This is a genomic window from Chryseobacterium sp. (assembly GCF_008014695.1).
Classification (GTDB): domain Bacteria; phylum Bacteroidota; class Bacteroidia; order Flavobacteriales; family Weeksellaceae; genus Kaistella.
Genome location: NZ_VOXE01000001.1, coordinates 114504 through 133838, shown reverse-complemented (window position 1 = coordinate 133838; position 19335 = coordinate 114504). Strand labels below are relative to the sequence as shown.

The 19335-nt window shown below is 42.0% G+C and carries 21 protein-coding genes; 3 read left to right on the top strand and 18 right to left on the bottom strand.

Annotated elements, in window-relative coordinates:
- Nucleotides 1–84 precede the first annotated feature (84 nt).
- The 15 genes from FUA25_RS00650 to tpx form a co-directional block, all read right to left on the bottom strand.
- Nucleotides 85–354 carry a hypothetical protein gene (locus tag FUA25_RS00650; protein WP_147754972.1) on the bottom strand — a complete coding sequence of 90 codons (270 nt, stop codon included), beginning with the start codon at nt 352–354 and terminating at the stop codon, nt 85–87.
- A 100-nt stretch (nt 355–454) separates the two neighbouring features.
- The gene (locus FUA25_RS00645; protein ID WP_147754971.1) at nt 455–802 is read right to left on the bottom strand and encodes a hypothetical protein; all 348 of its coding nucleotides are present in this window, start codon (nt 800–802) and stop codon (nt 455–457) included.
- Nucleotides 803–809: 7 nt separating this feature from the next.
- The gene (locus FUA25_RS00640; protein WP_147754970.1) at nt 810–1364 is read right to left on the bottom strand and encodes an RNA polymerase sigma factor; all 555 of its coding nucleotides are present in this window, start codon (nt 1362–1364) and stop codon (nt 810–812) included.
- Nucleotides 1365–1575: 211 nt separating this feature from the next.
- Nucleotides 1576–2025 carry an SRPBCC family protein gene (locus tag FUA25_RS00635; protein WP_147754969.1) on the bottom strand — a complete coding sequence of 150 codons (450 nt, stop codon included), beginning with the start codon at nt 2023–2025 and terminating at the stop codon, nt 1576–1578.
- A gap of 50 nt (nt 2026–2075) precedes the next feature.
- A complete protein-coding gene (locus tag FUA25_RS00630) occupies nt 2076–2909 on the bottom strand; it encodes an SDR family oxidoreductase (protein ID WP_147754968.1) in 834 nt (277 codons plus the stop codon).
- A gap of 9 nt (nt 2910–2918) precedes the next feature.
- Nucleotides 2919–3782, bottom strand: a complete 864-nt coding sequence (locus FUA25_RS00625) for a VOC family protein (protein WP_147754967.1) — start codon at nt 3780–3782, stop codon at nt 2919–2921.
- 17 nt (nt 3783–3799) lie between these two features.
- Nucleotides 3800–4144 (bottom strand): iron chaperone, encoded by a 345-nt coding sequence (locus tag FUA25_RS00620; protein WP_147754966.1) that lies wholly within the window; start codon nt 4142–4144, stop codon nt 3800–3802.
- Between the two features lie 56 nt (nt 4145–4200).
- Complete coding sequence (locus FUA25_RS00615; RefSeq protein ID WP_147754965.1) at nt 4201–4776, bottom strand: hypothetical protein; 576 nt, start codon at nt 4774–4776, stop codon at nt 4201–4203.
- Nucleotides 4760–5173, bottom strand: a complete 414-nt coding sequence (locus FUA25_RS00610) for an SRPBCC family protein (RefSeq protein WP_147754964.1) — start codon at nt 5171–5173, stop codon at nt 4760–4762. Before FUA25_RS00610 ends, FUA25_RS00615 begins: the two co-directional genes overlap by 17 nt.
- 62 nt (nt 5174–5235) lie before the next feature.
- A complete protein-coding gene (locus FUA25_RS00605) occupies nt 5236–5667 on the bottom strand; it encodes a VOC family protein (protein WP_147754963.1) in 432 nt (143 codons plus the stop codon).
- Nucleotides 5668–5676: 9 nt separating this feature from the next.
- The gene (locus FUA25_RS00600) at nt 5677–6039 is read right to left on the bottom strand and encodes a nuclear transport factor 2 family protein (RefSeq protein WP_147754962.1); all 363 of its coding nucleotides are present in this window, start codon (nt 6037–6039) and stop codon (nt 5677–5679) included.
- A gap of 43 nt (nt 6040–6082) precedes the next feature.
- Nucleotides 6083–6607 carry a DinB family protein gene (locus FUA25_RS00595; RefSeq protein WP_147754961.1) on the bottom strand — a complete coding sequence of 175 codons (525 nt, stop codon included), beginning with the start codon at nt 6605–6607 and terminating at the stop codon, nt 6083–6085.
- A gap of 73 nt (nt 6608–6680) precedes the next feature.
- Nucleotides 6681–7256, bottom strand: coding sequence for a Crp/Fnr family transcriptional regulator (locus FUA25_RS00590; RefSeq protein WP_147754960.1), 576 nt, complete (start codon nt 7254–7256; stop codon nt 6681–6683).
- Between the two features lie 9 nt (nt 7257–7265).
- Nucleotides 7266–8477 (bottom strand): DUF763 domain-containing protein, encoded by a 1212-nt coding sequence (locus FUA25_RS00585; RefSeq protein WP_147754959.1) that lies wholly within the window; start codon nt 8475–8477, stop codon nt 7266–7268.
- 59 nt (nt 8478–8536) lie between these two features.
- Complete coding sequence (gene tpx / locus FUA25_RS00580) at nt 8537–9034, bottom strand: thiol peroxidase (RefSeq protein ID WP_147754958.1); 498 nt, start codon at nt 9032–9034, stop codon at nt 8537–8539.
- Between the two features lie 155 nt (nt 9035–9189).
- Here tpx and FUA25_RS00575 point away from each other — a divergent pair, with 155 nt between their 5' ends.
- Complete coding sequence (locus FUA25_RS00575; RefSeq protein ID WP_147754957.1) at nt 9190–11409, top strand: NADP-dependent isocitrate dehydrogenase; 2220 nt, start codon at nt 9190–9192, stop codon at nt 11407–11409.
- A gap of 89 nt (nt 11410–11498) precedes the next feature.
- Here the strand turns inward: FUA25_RS00575 and FUA25_RS00570 are convergent, their stop codons facing one another.
- Together FUA25_RS00570 and FUA25_RS00565 are read right to left on the bottom strand one after the other, a co-directional pair.
- Nucleotides 11499–12092 (bottom strand): hypothetical protein, encoded by a 594-nt coding sequence (locus tag FUA25_RS00570; protein ID WP_147754956.1) that lies wholly within the window; start codon nt 12090–12092, stop codon nt 11499–11501.
- Nucleotides 12079–12588, bottom strand: a complete 510-nt coding sequence (locus tag FUA25_RS00565; RefSeq protein WP_147754955.1) for an RNA polymerase sigma factor — start codon at nt 12586–12588, stop codon at nt 12079–12081. The genes FUA25_RS00570 and FUA25_RS00565 overlap by 14 nt, the downstream gene beginning before the upstream one ends.
- A gap of 243 nt (nt 12589–12831) precedes the next feature.
- Here FUA25_RS00565 and FUA25_RS00560 point away from each other — a divergent pair, with 243 nt between their 5' ends.
- Both FUA25_RS00560 and FUA25_RS00555 read left to right on the top strand, forming a co-directional pair.
- Complete coding sequence (locus tag FUA25_RS00560) at nt 12832–15219, top strand: hypothetical protein (RefSeq protein ID WP_147754954.1); 2388 nt, start codon at nt 12832–12834, stop codon at nt 15217–15219.
- Between the two features lie 25 nt (nt 15220–15244).
- Entirely contained in the window at nt 15245–16804 is a 1560-nt protein-coding gene (locus FUA25_RS00555; protein WP_147754953.1) for a S41 family peptidase, read from the top strand.
- Nucleotides 16805–16843: 39 nt separating this feature from the next.
- On the opposite strand, the gene FUA25_RS00550 is transcribed toward FUA25_RS00555, so the two are convergent.
- Nucleotides 16844–19228, bottom strand: coding sequence for a TonB-dependent receptor (locus tag FUA25_RS00550; protein ID WP_147754952.1), 2385 nt, complete (start codon nt 19226–19228; stop codon nt 16844–16846).
- Nucleotides 19229–19335 lie beyond the last annotated feature (107 nt).

The following is a 19335-nucleotide window of genomic DNA, read 5'->3' as shown; positions in this document are numbered from 1 at the left end:
AAAATAAGATATTTAAAACCGGTGAACGAAAAAACGGAAAGAAAAATCTTTCCGTTACAAAAATAATTGAGTTTAACTGAATGTTTAAGCTTCTGCAGCTTCTTTTTTACGGCTCGAACCGGTGCAGCAATGTGAAGCGAATTTTTCTTTGATTTTATCTTTGAGTTCGCTGTACTTTGCATCATCCATTTCCCGTATTTTATCGGCAAAACCGAAAGGTGTTTTTTCCTTGATGCCGTATTCCTCAAAAATCCCTTTCATGAATTTTCTTCTTTCCGCCATTTTTTTGACTGCGAAAGCGACTCCTACTACTGCAAGTGCACCGAATGCACCTTTTAAACCTGAATTTTTCATTTTTTTTAAATTTGTGTTTTAAGAATGTTCCTTTTTAACATAGACGGAAAGCTTCTTATTTTCCTTTAATAATTTACAAAAAGTGCATAAAAAAAACGGGCTAAAGCCCGTCTCCGTTATTCTTTCTGAAAAAGCTGCCGCGTTCGCACCGCTGTTTCCACATTTCCTTGAATTTTAGTTTTTCCTCGTCGGTCATGCCGTTCATTCTTTCTTCCTTAAGCCTTCGGAATTTTTCTCCGCCAAAGCCTTTCTTCCCGCTGAAACCTCCGAACAGAATTTTACTGAGCACCAGAATTCCGGCGGCTTGCCAGAAATTAATCATTTTCACTCCCAGAACTTCCGGGAGAATACTGTTCCAGAGCCACATTACCAAAGCTGAAACCACCGCAAATATGAATATTGCCAGCAATATAAAAAGTGCAATTTTTCCTCTAAATTTATTATTCATTTGATCTTTATTCGTTTAAATCCCGGTAAAGGACGGTCATTTTTTTCCGCAAATGCTTAACCGCATAATTTTTCCTGCTGATGATGGTTTTGATGTTCTCATTCTGTTCATTAGCAATTTCCTGTAATTTCTTGCCCTCGATTTCGCTTTGCACAAAAGCCAGACGCTGTTTTTCCGGGAGCTCATCCAAAGACGCAAACAGTTCCTTCCATACTTCTTCGCGGAAGGCTAAAAGTTCCGGATTTTCAGAATCATCCAGCAAAAGGATGTCTTTAATCGTAAAACTTCCATCTTCATCCTCGTAAGCATGATCTTCCAGATTTTCGGTTTTTTTCTTCCGGTAACTGTCGGTGATTTTGTTCCGCGAAACGGTATAGAGCCAGCCACTCACATTCACAATCTCGGCAATATTAGTCAAATTGCTGAACTGATACCAAACTTCCTGTAAAATATCCTCTGCATCCTCGGTATTTTTTACTTTCGGACGGATGAAGGACAGCAGTTTTCCGCCGTAATTCTTTACGGTTTGGGCAATCAAACTGTCTTTTTCGGTTTGTGACATATAAGTTAACTCCAGCTCCATATTGGATATGACGGCCGGAAACTGATTTTACTTTAAAAAATAATGTTAGACTGATGAAGTTTCAGGAGCAACCGGTTTTCGCTTTCTGCGGTTTTTCTGGCCGGCTTTCCGCTGCAACCCGGGCTATAAGTGCGTGCGGGATTTTTTTCAACAGATAAATTCAGAAATAAACAAATAATTTCAGAAAAATCTACCGTGCTGAATTTTCCGCGAGATTTTTAAGGACCTCGAATCCTTTGTTGAAACCGGTATTCATCAGTTCTTCATGATTTTTATCGATATGTACAATCGCACGGAGTTCAGTGGTATTTTCATCGATGGTACGTAAAAAATATTTTTCTTCTGCACCACTCCATTCCATTACTTCTTTACTTTTGGTATCTTCCACGCCATCCTTATACATTCCCAGATGGCTGAAAATAATTTCGGTGGGTTCTTCAAGACTCTTTATCGTAGAGACCATTCCGTTTCCTGAAGCGTCGAGAAAATAGGTTTTTCCGCCGATTTTCCAGTCGGTTTCAAAGCGCGATCCGGGCATAAAAAACTGCGTCCATTGCGTGTACGTTTCAGGATTCCAAAGAACATCCCATACTTTCTGCACAGGCGCATTGATGACGGTTTCGTAGTGTAAAGTTTCCATATTTTTAGGTTTAATGTATTTTTATTAAATTATTGAGAATAGTAAGGGGTTTAACCGCCAACAAAATCGCCGCCGTTCACATGAATAATCTCGCCGGTAATAAAACTGGAATCTTCAGAAGCGAGAAAAACGTATGCTGGGGCAACTTCAGAAGGCTGTCCGGCTCTTTTGAGTGCGGTATCTTTTCCGAAAGTTTTTAAATCGTCGAAAGTTTCCTTCACGAGCGGCGTCCAGATGGGGCCGGGTGCAACTCCGTTCACCAAAATATTCTTTTCAGCCAGATTCACCGCTAGGGAACGGATGAAAGTGGTGATCGCCCCTTTCGTTGCAGAATAGTCGATCAGGTGATCGCTGCCTCGGTACGAAGTTACGGACGTGGTGCAGATGATCCTGCTGCCTTTCTGCATCAGCTCCAGAAGGTCGCGCGTAAAACTCAGCATGGAAATAATATTGGTGTCGAACGTTTTGCGGATCTGTTCATCGGAAATTTTGGACAGGCTGTCCTGCGGATAGTGAATCCCGGCATTATTGACTAAAATATCAAGGTTTTTCCACTCTTTATTCATTTTAAGGATGCATCTATCACGGAAATTTTTTTTGGTGAGGTCTCCTTTCAGCAGGAGGCATTTACGCCCTTCATTCTCCACGAGTTTCTTTGTTTCCTTTGCATCTTTGTCACTTTCCAGATAAATAATCGCCACATCGGCGCCTTCGCGGGCGAAATGAACGGCTACGGCCTGACCGATACCGCTGTCGCCGCCGGTTATCAAAGCTTTTTTGTTGTTCAGTTTACCGCTGCCGGTATAATTTTTTCTGATAATTTCCGGGAATAAGCCCTCTTTTGGCACCGGAGACTTCGATGAAGATTTATTTGCTGTTTTCATTTAATATTATCATGAATTATAGGCCTTCTCCAGATCTTCAATAATGATTTTCTGCATCGTCATCATTGCGCCCATTACTTTCCGGCCTTTTTCACTGTCGGGATCATTCATCAGTTCGATGAGTTTTTTCGGCACGATCTGCCAGCTGACACCGAATTTATCTTTCAGCCATCCGCACATCGACTCCCTTCCCCCATCGGCGGTCAAAGAATTCCAGAGATGGTCAGTTTCAACCTGATCATCAGTCATCACTACCATTGAAATACCCTCATTAAAGTCAAACTTATGATCGTAGGAATTATCCATACAGAAAAAAGTATATCCATTGAGTTCAAAATGGGCGTGCTGAACATTTTCCGGAATTTCATGGGTTTCGTTTCCAACGCCATCGCCATATTTCAGTACATTTCCGATCTTCGAATTCGGGAAAATGCGGATGTAAAGTTCCATTGCTTCCTGTGCTCTTCCGTTGTTACCGTGAATGAACATCAACGTAGGAACAATTTTCTGGTCGCCTTGTTTTTCTCCCAAATAAACCTGCCATGTAACCCCATAACGGTCGCGGACCCAGCCGTATTTTTTGCTCCACGGATATTCACCCAGATCCATCAAAACGATCCCTCCTTCCGACAGCGGTTTCCAGTACTGCTCCACTTCTTCGGCGGTTTCGCAAAGCACCATAAAAGAAACAGAGGCATTTTTTTCAAACTGCGGGCCTGCGTTCAGGATCATGATCTTCTGCCAGAACAGTTCCAGATTCAGCACTACGGGTGTATCTGCAGTGATACGGCCTCCAAAAGTTTCCGTATAGAAACGGGCGGCTTCCTGACCGTTACCGTCAAACCACAGACAGGGGAAAATATTGTTATTCATATTTTAATATTATCAAATTATTGATTCTGAATTTTATCGCTACGGAATTTTACGATGTCTACAATCAGTTGGTAAGGAATTTCCTCATCCAGTGGGAACTGAACCGATCCTTTTCCCTGTTTGTAGACCGCAAGTTCCTTTGTGAATTTTTCGTGACCGTTTGGAGTGGCATAAAAGCCGATATGATTTTTAAAAGCAGCGAAATAAACAAGCGGTTTTCCGTTCAGATAATAACCGGGCATTCCGTAGCTTATCTTTTCTTCCGCTTCGGGAACTTTCTGCAGGATCATGTTTCTGATTTTCGAAAGGATTTCCTGTACATGCACCGGAAACTTAGAAATATAATGATCTACGTCATTCATTTAACCTGTTTTTAAAAATCATTAAATAACTCATTTAAAAGATCATAAAGACTCAATTAATCAGCAAATTGCTGAAGAGAATTTTTAAAATGCAGATACTCTTTTTTGTAAATTTCCAAATATTTATTCTCAGCATAACTGATTCCCACAACTTTTCCTATATTCCCAGGAGTTTCGGAGGTGGATTCATATGATCTGAAGTAACTGCCATCTTTTGCTGCAATGGTCCATCTCTTAATCGTGAGTCCATTATTCACTGCCGAAGAGGAATCGGTTAGGATTTCATCCGATGACTTCAACGAAATATCTTCCGGTTTACCGGCCCACTGCGGCGAAAAAATATAAAACCGGACTTTCCCGTCAGGGGAGGTAAATAACGCGCTGTCGAAACCTTCAACATTTGTTGAAGATTTTAGCGAAGGTTCTACGATAAATCTTTCCGGATATTCGATTTCAAACCATGCGCCGGTGTACTTCTGATAATTTGTTATATTTTTCTGAACGTTGCCTCTCGCGAGTGATTCTTTTTCAGATTTCTGCTCCGCTCTATGTGTCGTATTCTCTTTCTGTGAACAGTTTACTAAAAACAGAATGCTCAAAACTACCGGTAATGCTTTAATTATTCTCAACATATTTATGAAAGTTATTCAGGATGGCATACCAGCCTTCCCGTTGCATTTCGCGCATATTCTGGGTTTCAGGATCGAAAATCTCTACCACTTCAGTCGTAGATGCATCAATTTGATTAAAAATAATTTCCACTTTCCGGCCGTCTTCCAAATGGTATCTAATTTTTTCCAACGGAATGATTTCGTCATAAATCCCTACAAAGTCGAAGCCGGAACTTCCGTCTTTTGCTTCCATTCGGGTCATGAGTCTGCCACCGACACGCAGATCGTTTTCAGCTTTCGGACAGTGCCAGGTTTCATGGGCAAAATTCCATTTCTTGATGTGTTTGGGATCATTCATATAATCCCAGACTTTCTGAACAGGTTCCAGAATGGTGATTTCAATTTTTATCGGGTCCATTTTCATTTATTTTTTTAAATTTAATAAAAAAGAACGGATTTAACAGGTCAATTTTCTAAAAATCACTTCGTATACTGTTCATTGTAATTCACCATCCAGTGGATTCCGTATCGGTCCTGAAAACTGCCGAAATAGTCGCCCCAAAACTGATCACCCAAAGGCAGTTCAACCTTTCCGCCTTCAGACAAACCTTTGAATATGCGTTCTGCATCTTCCCGCGAATCCGGAAAAACGGAAATATAATTGCTGTTCCCCGGCGTTAAACTTTGTCCGAAGCTCGGAACAATATCTGCGCCCATCAGTAAATCTCCGCCAACAGGAAGCGCAACATGCATGACCCTGTTTTTTTCGTCATCCGACAGGTTTTCGGTTCCAGGTGCGCTGCCCATTCTGTAGATTTCTCCCACGAATTCGCCACCGAAAACTGTTCTGTAAAAACGGAAGGCCTCTTCTGCGGTCCCGTCAAAATTGAGGTATGAATTTAGTTTTGCCATGATTGTGGTTTATTTTTCATCATTTGACTTGTCGAAAACCATATAGCTGTTCAGGGAAACAATTTTACCGTCTTTCACTTTATAAACATCGGCGAAATGAGAAGTTTCACGCTTTCCTGCCCGTTCGGTAATGATGCTGCCGTCGGCTATTACGGTGTCTCCTTCAGAAAGGATGTTGTTCATCTTAAGGTCAAGCACTTTTTCGGGTCCGCTATCGTCCAGAAACTTCCGTAAATTCTCTTTACCCACAATAGCGTCCATGCCGAAACCCGGCCAGTTCACTACCACGTCTTCTGCCAGAACAGCGTAGGCTTTGTCGTTGTCTACAAAAAGATTTTCGAAAAACTTTTTTGTGATTTGTTTGTTGTCCATCGTATTTATTTTTATGTTACTGTTTAAATTTTAAAAATATGAATCAGTAGGATAAACTTTCGTCCAGATCGTAGCTCATTGCCTTAAGTCCCAAAAGTTTCCGCATCAATCCGATCTGCCCCAAAAGATAATCTTCTCGGCCAATGCACATCCCCACCATATTCAGCACATTATCCTTTACAAACGGAATGTTCATGCCCATCGAAAACGGTTTTTCGAGGTCTTCATCGGTGACCTCAAGCAGACTTTTGTATACTTTTGGTGAAATTTCGGCAAAGTTTTTCTTCAGTTCTTCCAGACTGGGATAATTCAGGTTTTCGTCCAGTGCTTTTCCTTCGTTGAAAAATTCGGCGTTGGGATCCTTATCCTGGATTCCGAGTAAATCTGCGATCCAGTAACGGCAGTTTACAATGTTTCCGGCCATCCACAGGACATGGTTGGTATTTCCGTCGATTCTTTTCAGTGCGTTTTCTTCAGAAATTCCGCTCAGCGCATTTTTGAAACTTTGGGAATGCATCCGGTAAGCCTGAATAATAATGTCGAGTTTGGGTGATTTTGGAGTGTCCATGTTTTGAGGTTTTTAAGTTTCAACCAAAGTTAAACTCAAAACCCAAAACGCAGCTTGCCATAAGACAAGAAAATTATTTCTCCAAAATTTCTTTTCGGATTCGACTTAAAGAAGTATCGGTAATGCCGAGGTAAGAAGCAATATATTTCAGCGGTGCCTGCTGAATGATCTGGGGTTTTTCTTTCAGCAGGTTCAAATACCTTTGAGAAGCAGATTGGGTAATCATTTCGATGGAGCGCTGTTTCACGGAAAAAAGCTGATAGGAAAACCAAAGCCTTCCCCACTCCGGAAAACCTTCAAATTTGTAAAAAAGTTCCTGAAAAACATCAAAATCAATTTTCCAGAGCACTGCATCCGTTACGGACTGGATGTTTTCCTGCGAAGGGCTCCGCTGAAAAAGTGAAGCCGGCTGAATCACAATGTCATTCACCGTAAAAAATTCGGTGGTAATTTCGTTGCCGTTATAATCATCTACAAAAGCGCGCACCAAGCCACTTTCGAGGATAAAATATTCATTCGCTGTTTTTCCCTCTTCCAGCAGAAAATGGCCTTTGCAGACCTCAATTCTCTCATGGGCAGCCATGATTTCGCTGACGTGTTCTTCGGTCAACAAAAAATGGGCGTAAATATGCTTTAATGAGTCCGACATCGTATCATTTTAGAAAAGTGAAAGCTGGATTCCGTTATGAGGTTTAGGTTTCACGGCATCACCGAACACCGTTTTTCCGCCGTAACGCCAGGAATTACGGCGCTCTTCTTCCATTACCTCATCGATATTGAAGTCGGGAGTAAAATTCTCTTCGGCTTTGGCGATGACGGCATGAAGCTTTTCAACAGATTTTAATTTATCTGAATTTCCAAGTTTCGATTTTTCAATGCCTTTCTGAAGAATGCCGATGGTTTCATCGTAAATCCTGAGCGGAACCGGAAACGGATGTCCGTCTTTTCCGCCGTGGGCAAAGGAAAACCTTGCAGGATCCTGAAAACGCGAGGGTGCACCGTGGATCACTTCGCTGACCAGCGCGAGACTTTGTAAAGTTCTGGGTCCGACTCCTTTTAAAAGCAGCAGTTCTTCAAAATTTTCCGGTGGTACTTCTCTTGTCATGTGAAGCAGCGTTCCGAGTCTTTTCAAATCCACGTCGGAAGCCTGTACATCATGATGCGCCGGTAAGATCAGACGGGCAAAATCCTGAAGAATTTTTTCTGAATTTGTATGGGAAATTTCCAGAATGCCGTTGCGGTTTTCTTCAGCAAAATGGGAAGTAAGGTTCAGGATTCTTCCCTGATTCACGCCGGAAATTCCGCTGTGCGGTTCTTCCACAAAAGATTTCAGATTTTCGGAATGCCAGTGATAACGTCGCGCGGTTTTATCTTTCACATTCATTCCCTGCTGAATCACGGCCCATTTCCCTTCGTTGCTGAGGATGAAATTGTGTGTATAAAGTTGATACCCATCCTGAACCGCAGTATTGTCCACTTTCGCCGAAAGTTTGCTGGCTCTCACGAGTTCATGACCGTTCAGCCCCGTATTTTCGCAGATTTTTAAGAGTTCCGCGGGTGTTTCTCGTGAAAATTTTCCTTTTCCGCCGGCAATATAAATTCCGAGAGATTTTGCATTCGGGTTGACCACTTTTTTCAAAGCGCCCAAAACTGAGGTGGTGATTCCGGAAGAATGCCAGTCCATTCCCATTACCGCGCCGAAACACTGAAACCAGAACGGGTCACTCATTCTGCGGATGACCTCATCTTTCCCATAATCGCTCAGCAGCACTTCAAAAACCGCAAGCCCGAGTTTAGACATGCGTTCGTACAGCCAGGGCGGAACATGGCCGTAATGAAGGGGCAAATCAGCAGAGCCGGAGCGTTTCATTTAAGGGATTTTACAAAAAAACGCAAATTGCTTTGCGTTTTTATTCAATCATTAAAAATCTATTTTAAAGCATTCAGCGCTTTTTCGTAGTCGGGTTCCTGAACGATTTCGGGAATCTGTTCGGTGTAGATCACTTTTCCGTTTTCGTCGGTTACGATAACCGCACGGCTCAGCAAACCTTCCATCGGGGAATCGGTTAAAGTCACCCCGTAATCGTCTCCAAAGGTTCCGCGGAAATCCGATAAGGATTCAACATGGTCCAAACCTTCAGCGGCGCAGAATCGTCCAAGTGCAAACGGAAGGTCCTTTGACACGTTGATGACCACCGTGTTCTCCAGATTTCCGGCTTCTTCATTGAATTTTCTGGCTGAAGCCGCACAGATTCCGGTATCAATACTCGGGAAGATGTTGAAGATCTTTCTTTTTCCGCTGTAATCTGAAAGCTTTTTCGTTTCAAGTTTATCGTTAACCAAGGTAAAATCCTTAATATTAGAACCTACTTCAGGAAGGGAACCTACCGAATGAATGGGGTTTCCCTTTAATGTAATATCTGCCATAATTTTATTTTTTAATTGATCAAAAATAGGAAATTTCTGCCTGAAAAACCGGGAAGCAAAGGTTAAATTAATCTTAAAGTTGGAGTGCCCTCTATTTCATACTCCTTGGAAATTCCCTAAATTTGTAATTCTAAAATTTAATACACAAAAACATAATGTCAGAGAAATCCCAAATTGTCTATACGTTGACCGATGAAGCACCGATGCTGGCCACCCATTCTTTTTTACCGATTGTAAAAGCGTTTACCAAGACTGCAGATATTGAAATTCTGCCAAAAGACATCTCGCTATCGGGACGGATCCTGGCGAATTTTCCGGAATTTCTGAAGGAGGACCAAAAAGTGGAAGATGCGTTGGCAGAACTTGGAAAAATGGCCACCACTCCTGAGGCAAATATCATTAAACTCCCCAATATTTCCGCGTCGGCACCGCAACTGGATGAAGCGATTGCAGAACTGCAGCAGCACGGTTTCGCCGTTCCGAATTATCCGGCAGAACCCAAAACTGCGGAAGAGGAAGCGATTAAGGCCAAATACAGCAAAGTACTGGGAAGTGCGGTAAATCCTGTTCTCCGGGAAGGGAATTCTGACCGACGTGCGCCGAAAGCCGTAAAAAACTACGCAAAGGCGAACCCGCATAAAATGGGAGTCTGGAGCTCTGATTCGAAAACAAAAGTGGTTCACATGAAAAGCGGCGATTTCTACGGAACTGAAAAATCAGTAACCGTAAACCGCGACGGACAGTTTAAAATAGAATTTTTTGGAAACGACGGTTCAGTGAAGGAGCTGAAAGGATTTTCTCCAATGAAAGCTGAAGAAATCATCGATACTGCGGTGATGAGCCTTTCCGCGCTCAAAGGTTTTGTAGCCGATGCCATCGCAGAGGCAAAAGCGGCCAACGTGCTTCTTTCCGGGCATCTGAAAGCAACCATGATGAAAATTTCCGACCCGATTATTTTCGGGGCAATGGTTCAGGTGTTCTTCAACGATGTTTTTGAAAAATACGCAGACCTTTTCAAAGAACTGGATGTGAATCCCAACAACGGACTTCAGGATCTTTTTGATAAAATTTCCGGAAACCCGAAAGAAGCAGATGTTAAAGCAGACATTGAACAGGCATTGGCAAACGGCCCTGCTGTAGCCATGGTGAATTCAGATAAAGGCATTACGAACTTCCATGTGCCTTCAGATATTATTGTGGATGCCTCTATGGCGGCACTCATCAGAGGCGGCGGAAAAATGTGGAACAAAGCAGGACAGGAAGAAGACACCATCGCCATGATTCCGGACCGGAATTATGCAGGCTTTTACCAGTCTGCCATTGAAGACATGCAGAAGAACGGCGCGCTGGATCCAAGAACAATGGGTTCTGTACCGAATGTAGGTTTGATGGCACAGAAAGCCGAAGAATACGGTTCCCACGACAAAACCTTCCAGCTGAACACTGACGGAAAAGTGAAAGTGACCGACGCCGAAGGAAATGTACTCATGGAACAGGACGTACAGAAAGACGATATTTTCAGAATGTGTCAGGTAAAAGACGCTGCAATTCAGGACTGGGTGAAACTGGCCGTGAACAGAGCGCGGCTTTCAGACACTCCTGCAATTTTCTGGTTGGATGACCAGCGTGCGCATGACCGCGAAATGATTAAAAAAGTTGAAAAATATCTAAAAGATTACGATACCAACGGACTCGACATTAAAATTCTGAATATTGAGGAGGCGATGCGGCTGACTTTGGAAAGGATCAGAAAAGGCCTGGATACCATTTCGGTTTCCGGAAATGTTTTGCGGGATTATCTGACCGATCTATTCCCTATCCTTGAACTCGGAACTTCAGCCAAAATGCTGTCGATCGTTCCGTTGATGAACGGGGGCGGTTTATTTGAAACCGGAGCCGGCGGTTCTGCACCGAAACACATTGAGCAGTTTATCGAAGAAGGTTATTTAAGATGGGATTCTTTAGGAGAATTCATGGCCTTACAGGCCAGTCTTGAACATTTGGCCCAAACCCAGAATAACGGAAAAGCACAGATCCTGGCAGATGCTTTGGATGTGGCAAACGAAAAATTTTTAGCAGAAGATAAGTCGCCTTCAAGAAAGGTAGGATCTATCGATAACAGAGGTTCACATTTCTATCTGGCCATGTACTGGGCGGAAGCTTTGGCCAACCAGACGAAAAACGCCGAAATGGCGAATACCTTTAAGCCCGTTGCTCAGGCGATGCAGGAAAACGAAGCAAAGATCAATGCGGAACTCATCGGTGCACAGGGAAAACCACAGGATATCGGCGGTTATTATCAGCCGGATTCTGCAAAAACCGATGCAGCCATGAGGCCTTCGGCAATGCTGAACGGAATTATTGATTCCATTTAAATTGGGCTAACGCCTATTTCACTGCAAATAAATAACAGCTAGAGCCCATTCCAATAAAAAAACTTCCCGGAAATTTCCGGGAAGTTTTTTTATTTCAAATCGTTGAAGATTTTCTGAATCTTCCTCATGTTTTTACCATAAAAATAACTGAACCACCATTTGCCGAAGAGATACAGAACCGTTAACATCAGCAGGCAGCTGCCTACAAAAATAAGGATAAAGTTAAGGCCCTCTATCATCTTCAGGCTCGGCACATAATCAAAGATCAGCAGCATCTCGCATACCACAAAAGGCACAAAGGCAATATAAAAGGAGACGTAGTACTGCTCGTTGAGTTTGAACTGAAACATCAGGTCGCGAAGGCTTTCTTTTGTGCTCAGGTTGATGTCGCCCATATTGCGGTAGAGCTGAAAGAATTTGAAGAAGTAGAAGCCGGTTACCATCATCATTGAAGCCACCAGGGTAATGCAGTAGACTTTAAATTTAAAGAAGTGAAAGTCTTTAAATATAAAGAAGAGGATGATGAACACAAAAAACACCACGGTACTCCAGAATTCGTTTCTCATTTTTTTTCTGAGCCGCTCCAGTGGCAGATGAATTTCTTTTTGCTGTATCATGCTTATTTCGGGGGTTTCAGAAATCTTCTCTTTGTCCCACATTTCTTTTAGGTTATCGAATTCCATGAGATTTTGTATTTATAAATTCTTTTAATTTTTGCTTTGCGCGGTTCAGTTTTACACGGGCATTCACCTCTGTAATACCCATCTGTGCGGCGATCTCTTTGCCGGAATAGTTCTCCAGATAGTAGAAAATAAGGGCCTTGTCGATTGCATTTAAACGGTTGATGGCGTCGTACATTTCCTTCAGTCTGCGCTCTTCAGAATCATTGTACTCTTCGTGGTTCAATTTAAATTTGTCCACCTCATCATTCTGAATGAAGCTGCGTTTCTTTTCAGATTTCAGGAATAGAATTGCCGTATTCAGCGCGATACGGTAAAGCCAGGTAGAAAATTCGCTCCTCCCTTCAAAAGTGGGATACGCTTTCCAAACCTGAAATGTGATCTCCTGAAAAAGGTCTTTCCGGTCGTCATCATTATCCATATAGATCTTGGAAATCTTGAAAATAACACCTTTGTGTTTTTCCATTTTTTCTAAAAATTTTTTTTCCAATGCTGACATATCGCGGTGATCTGAGGAGTAAGTTGCAATTTAAAATATTTGTTACAGTAAAACGGATTAAAATATTTTCCATTGTTACTGTAGGTAATTATTGAATTTTTGTGGAGTTGTCAATAATTTTTGAAAAAGGGTAATATTACAGCATATAACTTCTTCTGAATATGATTTGGATATTTCCAGATAAATTTTGATTAACAGGTGTTTTCGGAATATTTTTTTATCTTTAAAACCGAAAACATTACCATGAAAAAAATTATATTCTTTATCATTTTTGCAAGCCTGTCTCTTAATGGTCAGGAAAAATTAGATCGGGCGATTGAAACACTGGAAAACAGTTATACCGGGGAAAAAGTTTATCTTTTGACCGATAAGGAAGAATATATCGCCGGAGACATTATATCATTTAAATCTTTTGTATTTAGTGGCTATCATAAATCCCGTCTTTCAACTACACTCTTTGTAGAACTTTACGACCGCGACAAAAAACTTCTCGACTCAAAAACGATTCTTTTAACCAATGCTGAAGGCAGTGGAATTCTGAAACTGGAAGAAAATTTACCGGAAAACATCTATTATCTGAGAGCTTACACCCCCTTAATGTCTTCTTTCAGTCAGGAATTTGACTTTATAAAACTTTTGCCGGTTTATAATGCCCTTTCCACTGAAAAGCTGCAAAAAAAAGAAGACAATTCGTGGACAGCATCTGTTTACCCGGAAGGCAACAGTTTTATCGAAAATTCAGCGACTAAATTTGCTGTCCGGTTAAACGCAGCAGGTACTCCTCCAAAGGTATGGAGTGGTTACGTTATTGAAACCGGAAAACCGAATGATAAAGTAGTCAGTTTTAAAAATCTTGATCCGAATGTTGCGCTTTTTCAACTTACCGCAAAGGAAAATAAAAATTACAGACTCATTATTGAAGATGATAAAGGCAAGAATCAGGAAATAGATTTACCTGCTGCTACACATTCGGGAGTAGCGCTCCAATTAAAAAACACAACAGAAGGGATCAAGTACACCTTATCTTCTGCAAATCTGTCCGCGGGACTGATGAATTATAAAGTGATAGGAACCATCAACAACAAAATGGTTTACCGGGGAAATATTAAGAAACCAGTAGGATCATTGTCCGGAACTATCCCATATAAAGTGGCGGGAAATAAAAACAGTATTTTATATCTGACGGTTTTTGATGACAAAGACATTCCGGTATCACAACGTCTCTTTTTTCTTAAAACCGGTGCTGAATATGTAAAGCGGCCGCACGTTGAAAACATGATGCCTGATAAAAACAAGCGGTCGTTAAACAGTTTTAACATTAACACCTCTTCCAATCCCGTAACAGTATTGGTAAAAGACGCGTCTGTTTCCTACGCTGACGAAGTTGAAGGAAATAATCTACTCAGCTATTTATGGATTACCGGGGATTTCCCAACAAAAATAGACACTCCGTCTCAATATTTTTCAAAACAGGGAAATCCGGAAGCTCTGGATGCACTTCTCATTTCGGAAAATTGGAAAAGATTTAGCTGGAACTCTCTGATGTCCGGATCCGTTTCTCCTCCTAAAGCATCATCGGGCGAATATCTTTCCTTTGAAGGTAAACTGGCACAAAACAGTCGTGCATTACCAAACAGAGATGTTGCATTGCTTTTTAAAAATGCATCCGGCCAAATGGCCTCTGCTCAGACACAAACAGACAGCAAAGGTAATATCTATATCAACAATGTTTTGATCGAGGAACCCATGTCTGTGACCTACTTTTTAATGCCGGACAAAAATAATGATCCACTTCCTCAGAATCTTACCCTGAAATTCAAGCCACTTGTTAATCCCACTCCCTACCGAGGTATCCTGCCTTATCATTCTTATTATGTGGGACCAAAAACATCAGATTCTAAACAGAGTATGCGCTTGGAGAGGGCATTTAATAACCTAAAAAGCCAAAAATCCATTAAAGACAATGCCATTCTGATAGAAAAAATAAATCTGATTGCACAAAAGCAGAATGCCACCAAAAAACTCGAAAAAGACCTGACCAGCGGAATGTTCAACACTGCAAATTCAATTATTTTTGATTTTGTAAACGAGAATCAGAACATAGGAACGGGCAGTATATTAAACTGGCTACAAGGAAGAGTTGCCGGCTTACAGATGCAGAGGGATGGTCTCGGAAACCTTGTTCCTTATATGAGAGATGCTAAAGCTAAGCTTTTTTATGACGAAATTCCTACTGAACCAAGTATGCTTGAAAGCGTTGAGATCAGCAGCATCGCCATGGTAAAAGTAATAAAGGGACATGGCTGGGTAGGTAATGCGGTTCTGATATACAGTAAAAGAGGAAATATGACCGGAGCAAACGGAAAAGCACCCGTAAAAGACAATGAAATTATGCTGAAAGGTTATGATAAGAACGACAATTTTGAGTTAATTAATCTATCAAGGGAAATTCAGGAAAAACTTTCCGAAGACAGCCGAGAAGTTCTGTACTGGAATCCTGCTTTTCTTGAAAAGGCAAACTCCAAAATTGAATTTCTTAACAATGACTTCGCTGATGCATTCAAAATTCTGATCATTGGTTTTGATGAAGAAAATAATTTATTATTTAATGAGGAAACTGTTAAAAATTAATGTTGGATACTTATAAGATTTTCAATTGAAACCAATATTTCTATTTATTACATTTACGCTGTTAACTTCCTGCTTATCTGTTAAAAACTTCAACAAAAGGCTGGAAGTTCCTATCGCGCCTGAAAAACTGAAAAAAGACGTGGATTTTGCCTATACAAACCTGGAGAAACTGCATCCTGAACTGTACTGGTACATTTCCGAAGAACAGCTGAGCTTTAAATTCGACAGCCTGAAAACAACCATCACTCAACCCTTAAAACCCAATGAATTTTACGAAAAATTAGCACCTGTAATCGCCTCGGTGCGGCAGGGACATTTGCGTTTGGTTGCTCCGGACAAGCGCCTGACCAAAAAAGAAATCAAGGAAATCATGAAGCAGAAGGGACTTTTCGGCCGTTACAATTACGTGGTGGACCAGGACCGGCTTTTTGTGAAAGACAATGCCGACCGGATCCCAAATATGGAAGTGGGGACGGAACTCCTGAAGATCAATGAAGTTCCGGTGAGTGAACTGCTCGCCAAATACAGACCCTTCGTGAACAGCGACGGGTACAACACCACTTTTCAGAAATACTCGATGGCCCGGATATGGCCCGGATTTTTTACTGCCGAAAACGGCATTCTCGACAGCGTGCAAATAGAATCCAGATACCACGGGCAGATTGGAACATTCTGGCTCAAACGGGAAAAAACCACAAAAGAAGACCGTAAAAAAGAAGAGGAACAGAATAAGAAACTCACCAAAAGCGAAAACGGCAAGACAAAAGATTACAACATCATCACGAAAAGCTTCAACCGCGACCTGCAGTTCCCCACCAAAGACAGCACGGTGGCCTATATGAAGATCAAGACTTTTTCAGGAACCTTTTCAAAGAAATTTTACAAAGAAAGTTTTGCCACTTTGAAAAATTCACCGGCCAAGTACCTCATCATCGATATGCGCGACAATCTGGGCGGTTCGCTGTCCGAAATCAACAACCTGTATTCGTATCTCGTAAATGAAAAATTCACGTTCATCAATGATATTGAGATCACCAAACGTTCGTCCATGTTTCAGGCCAACTATTTTTCGGAATTCCCCGCAGTTTCGACTCCGATCGCGGTGCTTGGGTATCCTTTTTACCTGATCGGAACGGCCGTTTCTACCAAAAAAGTGGGTGACCGTTTTTATCTGAGAAACAACGGAGTTTTTGCTCTGAAAAAGCCCAAAGACAACAATTTCAAAGGAAAAATTTATGTCCTCATCAACGGGAGCAGTTTTTCGGCGGCTTCGATCCTGCCGGCAAAACTGAAGGGCGACAAAAGAGCATTTCTGGTGGGCGAAGAAACCGGCGGCGCCAACGACGGCACGGTAGCCGGAAGATATTCCACCAAAAAACTACCGAACTCCAGACTATATCTGCCGATCGGACTCATGCTGATCCAGCCCCATATTGAATTTACCGATACCAAAAAAGGTGTGCTTCCGGATCAGGAAATTCTCCCGACCACCCAACAGATTCTCGAGAAAAAAGATGTGCAGCTGGAGTGGATTATGGAGGATATTAAAAATAAAGCTTTGCATCAAAAGCCTGTGATGCAGTAATCCAAGAAGTTATAATGAAAAATTTAATCAGGGGAAAATTTAAAATTCAAATATCAATCCAAAATACGGCAGCGGTGTTGAACGGTCTGCTTCACCGGTTTCCAAAACGTAGTACTGCTCATTTTGTGGCGCACCCGGATTGGCAATAATGCCGTTCTTCTGGGCATCACGCTGAAGATTCACGACCGGTAAACCGCTCGGGCTTTTAGAACCATAAGCGTTGACCAAATCAATATATGCGGTAAACTGCCATTTGCTGAAAATCCATTTTTTCTCTGCACGGATGTCCAGCTGATGTGAAAGATTTCCACGGGCGGTATTCAACAGATTAAAATTCTGCACCGGTCCGTTCGAAACGTTCCAGATGTTGACCAAGGCGCTGCGCTGAAGATCATAAGGTGTTTCCGGAAGACCTGTCTGCATCCTGAAACGCGCTCCTATATTCCAGTTCCTTTTAAAATATTTTCCCGTAGTGAGCGTCAGGATATGTCTGGAATCCCAGCTTGAAGGAAGCAACTCTCCGATCGCGTCTGAAAATTTCGAATAACCGAAAGTATAGGCCGCAATTCCGTAAAAATCATTGACTGTGCGCTTTTGCGCCAGAACTTCTATCCCATATGTTTCACCAAAACCGCGGGAATCCAAAGGTTCATTGCCCACGACTCCAAAATCGCCGCCCACATTGGCCAGTGAAATCTGGTTGCGCAGAGAAAACGGATAGTTTTTGTATTTTTTATAATATCCTTCCACCGTAAGCCGCAGATTGTTTTTGCCGCTGTATTCTACTCCCCCAACCAGATGGGAATTTTGGATGTACTTCAGCGAATTTTTATTGGTAAAGTTTCCGTTCTCCATAAAACCCAGCGCGGTGTACACCGGCAGCTGATAAAAAATTCCGCTGTTGAAATTTAGAGCAAACCGATCCGTAAGTTTATAACTTAAAGAAAAACGCGGTGAAAACTGCTCCAGCGGATTGGCCGTGTTTTCTGAATAATCACTTGCATCCAAACGGAAGCCGGCTGAAAGCTGAAGTCGGTTGCTGAGAAATTTTTTCGAACTCTGCACATACAGACCGTATTGCAGCACATTCAATTCAGATAAAAATTGATCAAAATTCACTGCATTTTGCGTCACATTCCGGCTTACCGAATTGTTGTAATATTTGGCAAAATTAGCATTCGTTCCTACACTGAACTGATAATCCGAGAGGCTGAAATTGCGGTCGATCCTGATTTTATTTTCGCTTTCCTGAGATTTATAATCATACAGCAAATTGTCTGGTGTGTCGATATTGCGGTAGTATTTCAGCGCCTGATTGTCGAGCATATTCCGGCTGACGGTCAAGAGCCAGTTGCCGTTTTCCGCCAGATGCCTGTAACCGGCGCCTATGGTATAATTCCACTGCGGCGAAACCGGAAGCCGGTCAATTAAAGTCAAATTTGTCAAGGTAGATTCCGCTTCCTCATTAAACCTGAAGCTGTCTTTCGCGCCTATTCCAAGAAAATAAAGCTCGTCTCCGCTTTTAAATTTTTTGGAAACTTTAAAGGTTGCATCGTAGTAACTTGGGAGGAAGGGCAATCCGATTGCTTTAAACAGCAACTGAAGATTGGATTTCCTGACGCTGAAAAGTCCCGACCACGACTGGTCTTTGGAAAGCGGACCATCCATCATCAACTGCATATCATCGAGTCCGAGTACGGCTTTGTAACCGAGCTTGTCTTTTCTGGCCTCTTTCAGGTTGAATTCAAAAAGAGAAGAAAGCACGCCGTTCCGTTTTGCCGGAAAAGCACCGCTGTAAAAGTCAACATCCCTTATAAAATCCACTGTAATAATTCCCCGGGGACCGCCACTCGCACCCTGAGTCTGAAAATGGTTGATGACCGGAACCTCGATTCCGTCAATATAAAATTTATTTTCTGATGAACTTCCGCCTCTTATAAAAAGGTCATTCCTGAATGTGGCCGTACTTCCGACGCCCGGAAAACTCAAAATTGCTTTGGAAACATCGCGGTTGGAGCCTGCATTTTTCTGTATTTCTTCGCTCGTGATATTCCTGAGTGACAGCGGACTTTCTGCAGTAGTTTTATACGTTTTCTTTGTAATGGTAACTTCCTGAATTTCCGTGGTTGCTTTGCTTAATCCTACTGAAAAAGTAAGATTCTGGTTCGGCACCACATTGATGTCATTGAGAAATGCGGGCGCAAAACCTTCCGCAGAAATTTCAAACGAATAGGTTCCGGAAGGAATTTCCGGAATCAGCACATTTCCGGTGCCCGTGTACCGGTCTGGCGTTACTCCCACCAAAGTGACAGTGGCATCAAGCGGTTTTTTAGAAAAGTCATCAAAGACATTGATATTGATGCTTCCTACCTGCGCCTGAAACATCAGTGCAGTGAACAGAAAGAAGAGGACTTTAAATTTCATATCCGGAAAATTTACAATTTATAAACAGACGCCCCTCAATGAGGGACGTCTTTCAACATTTAACCTTAAAACTATGATGGCAAAAAATGATTTTTAATTGATATCAC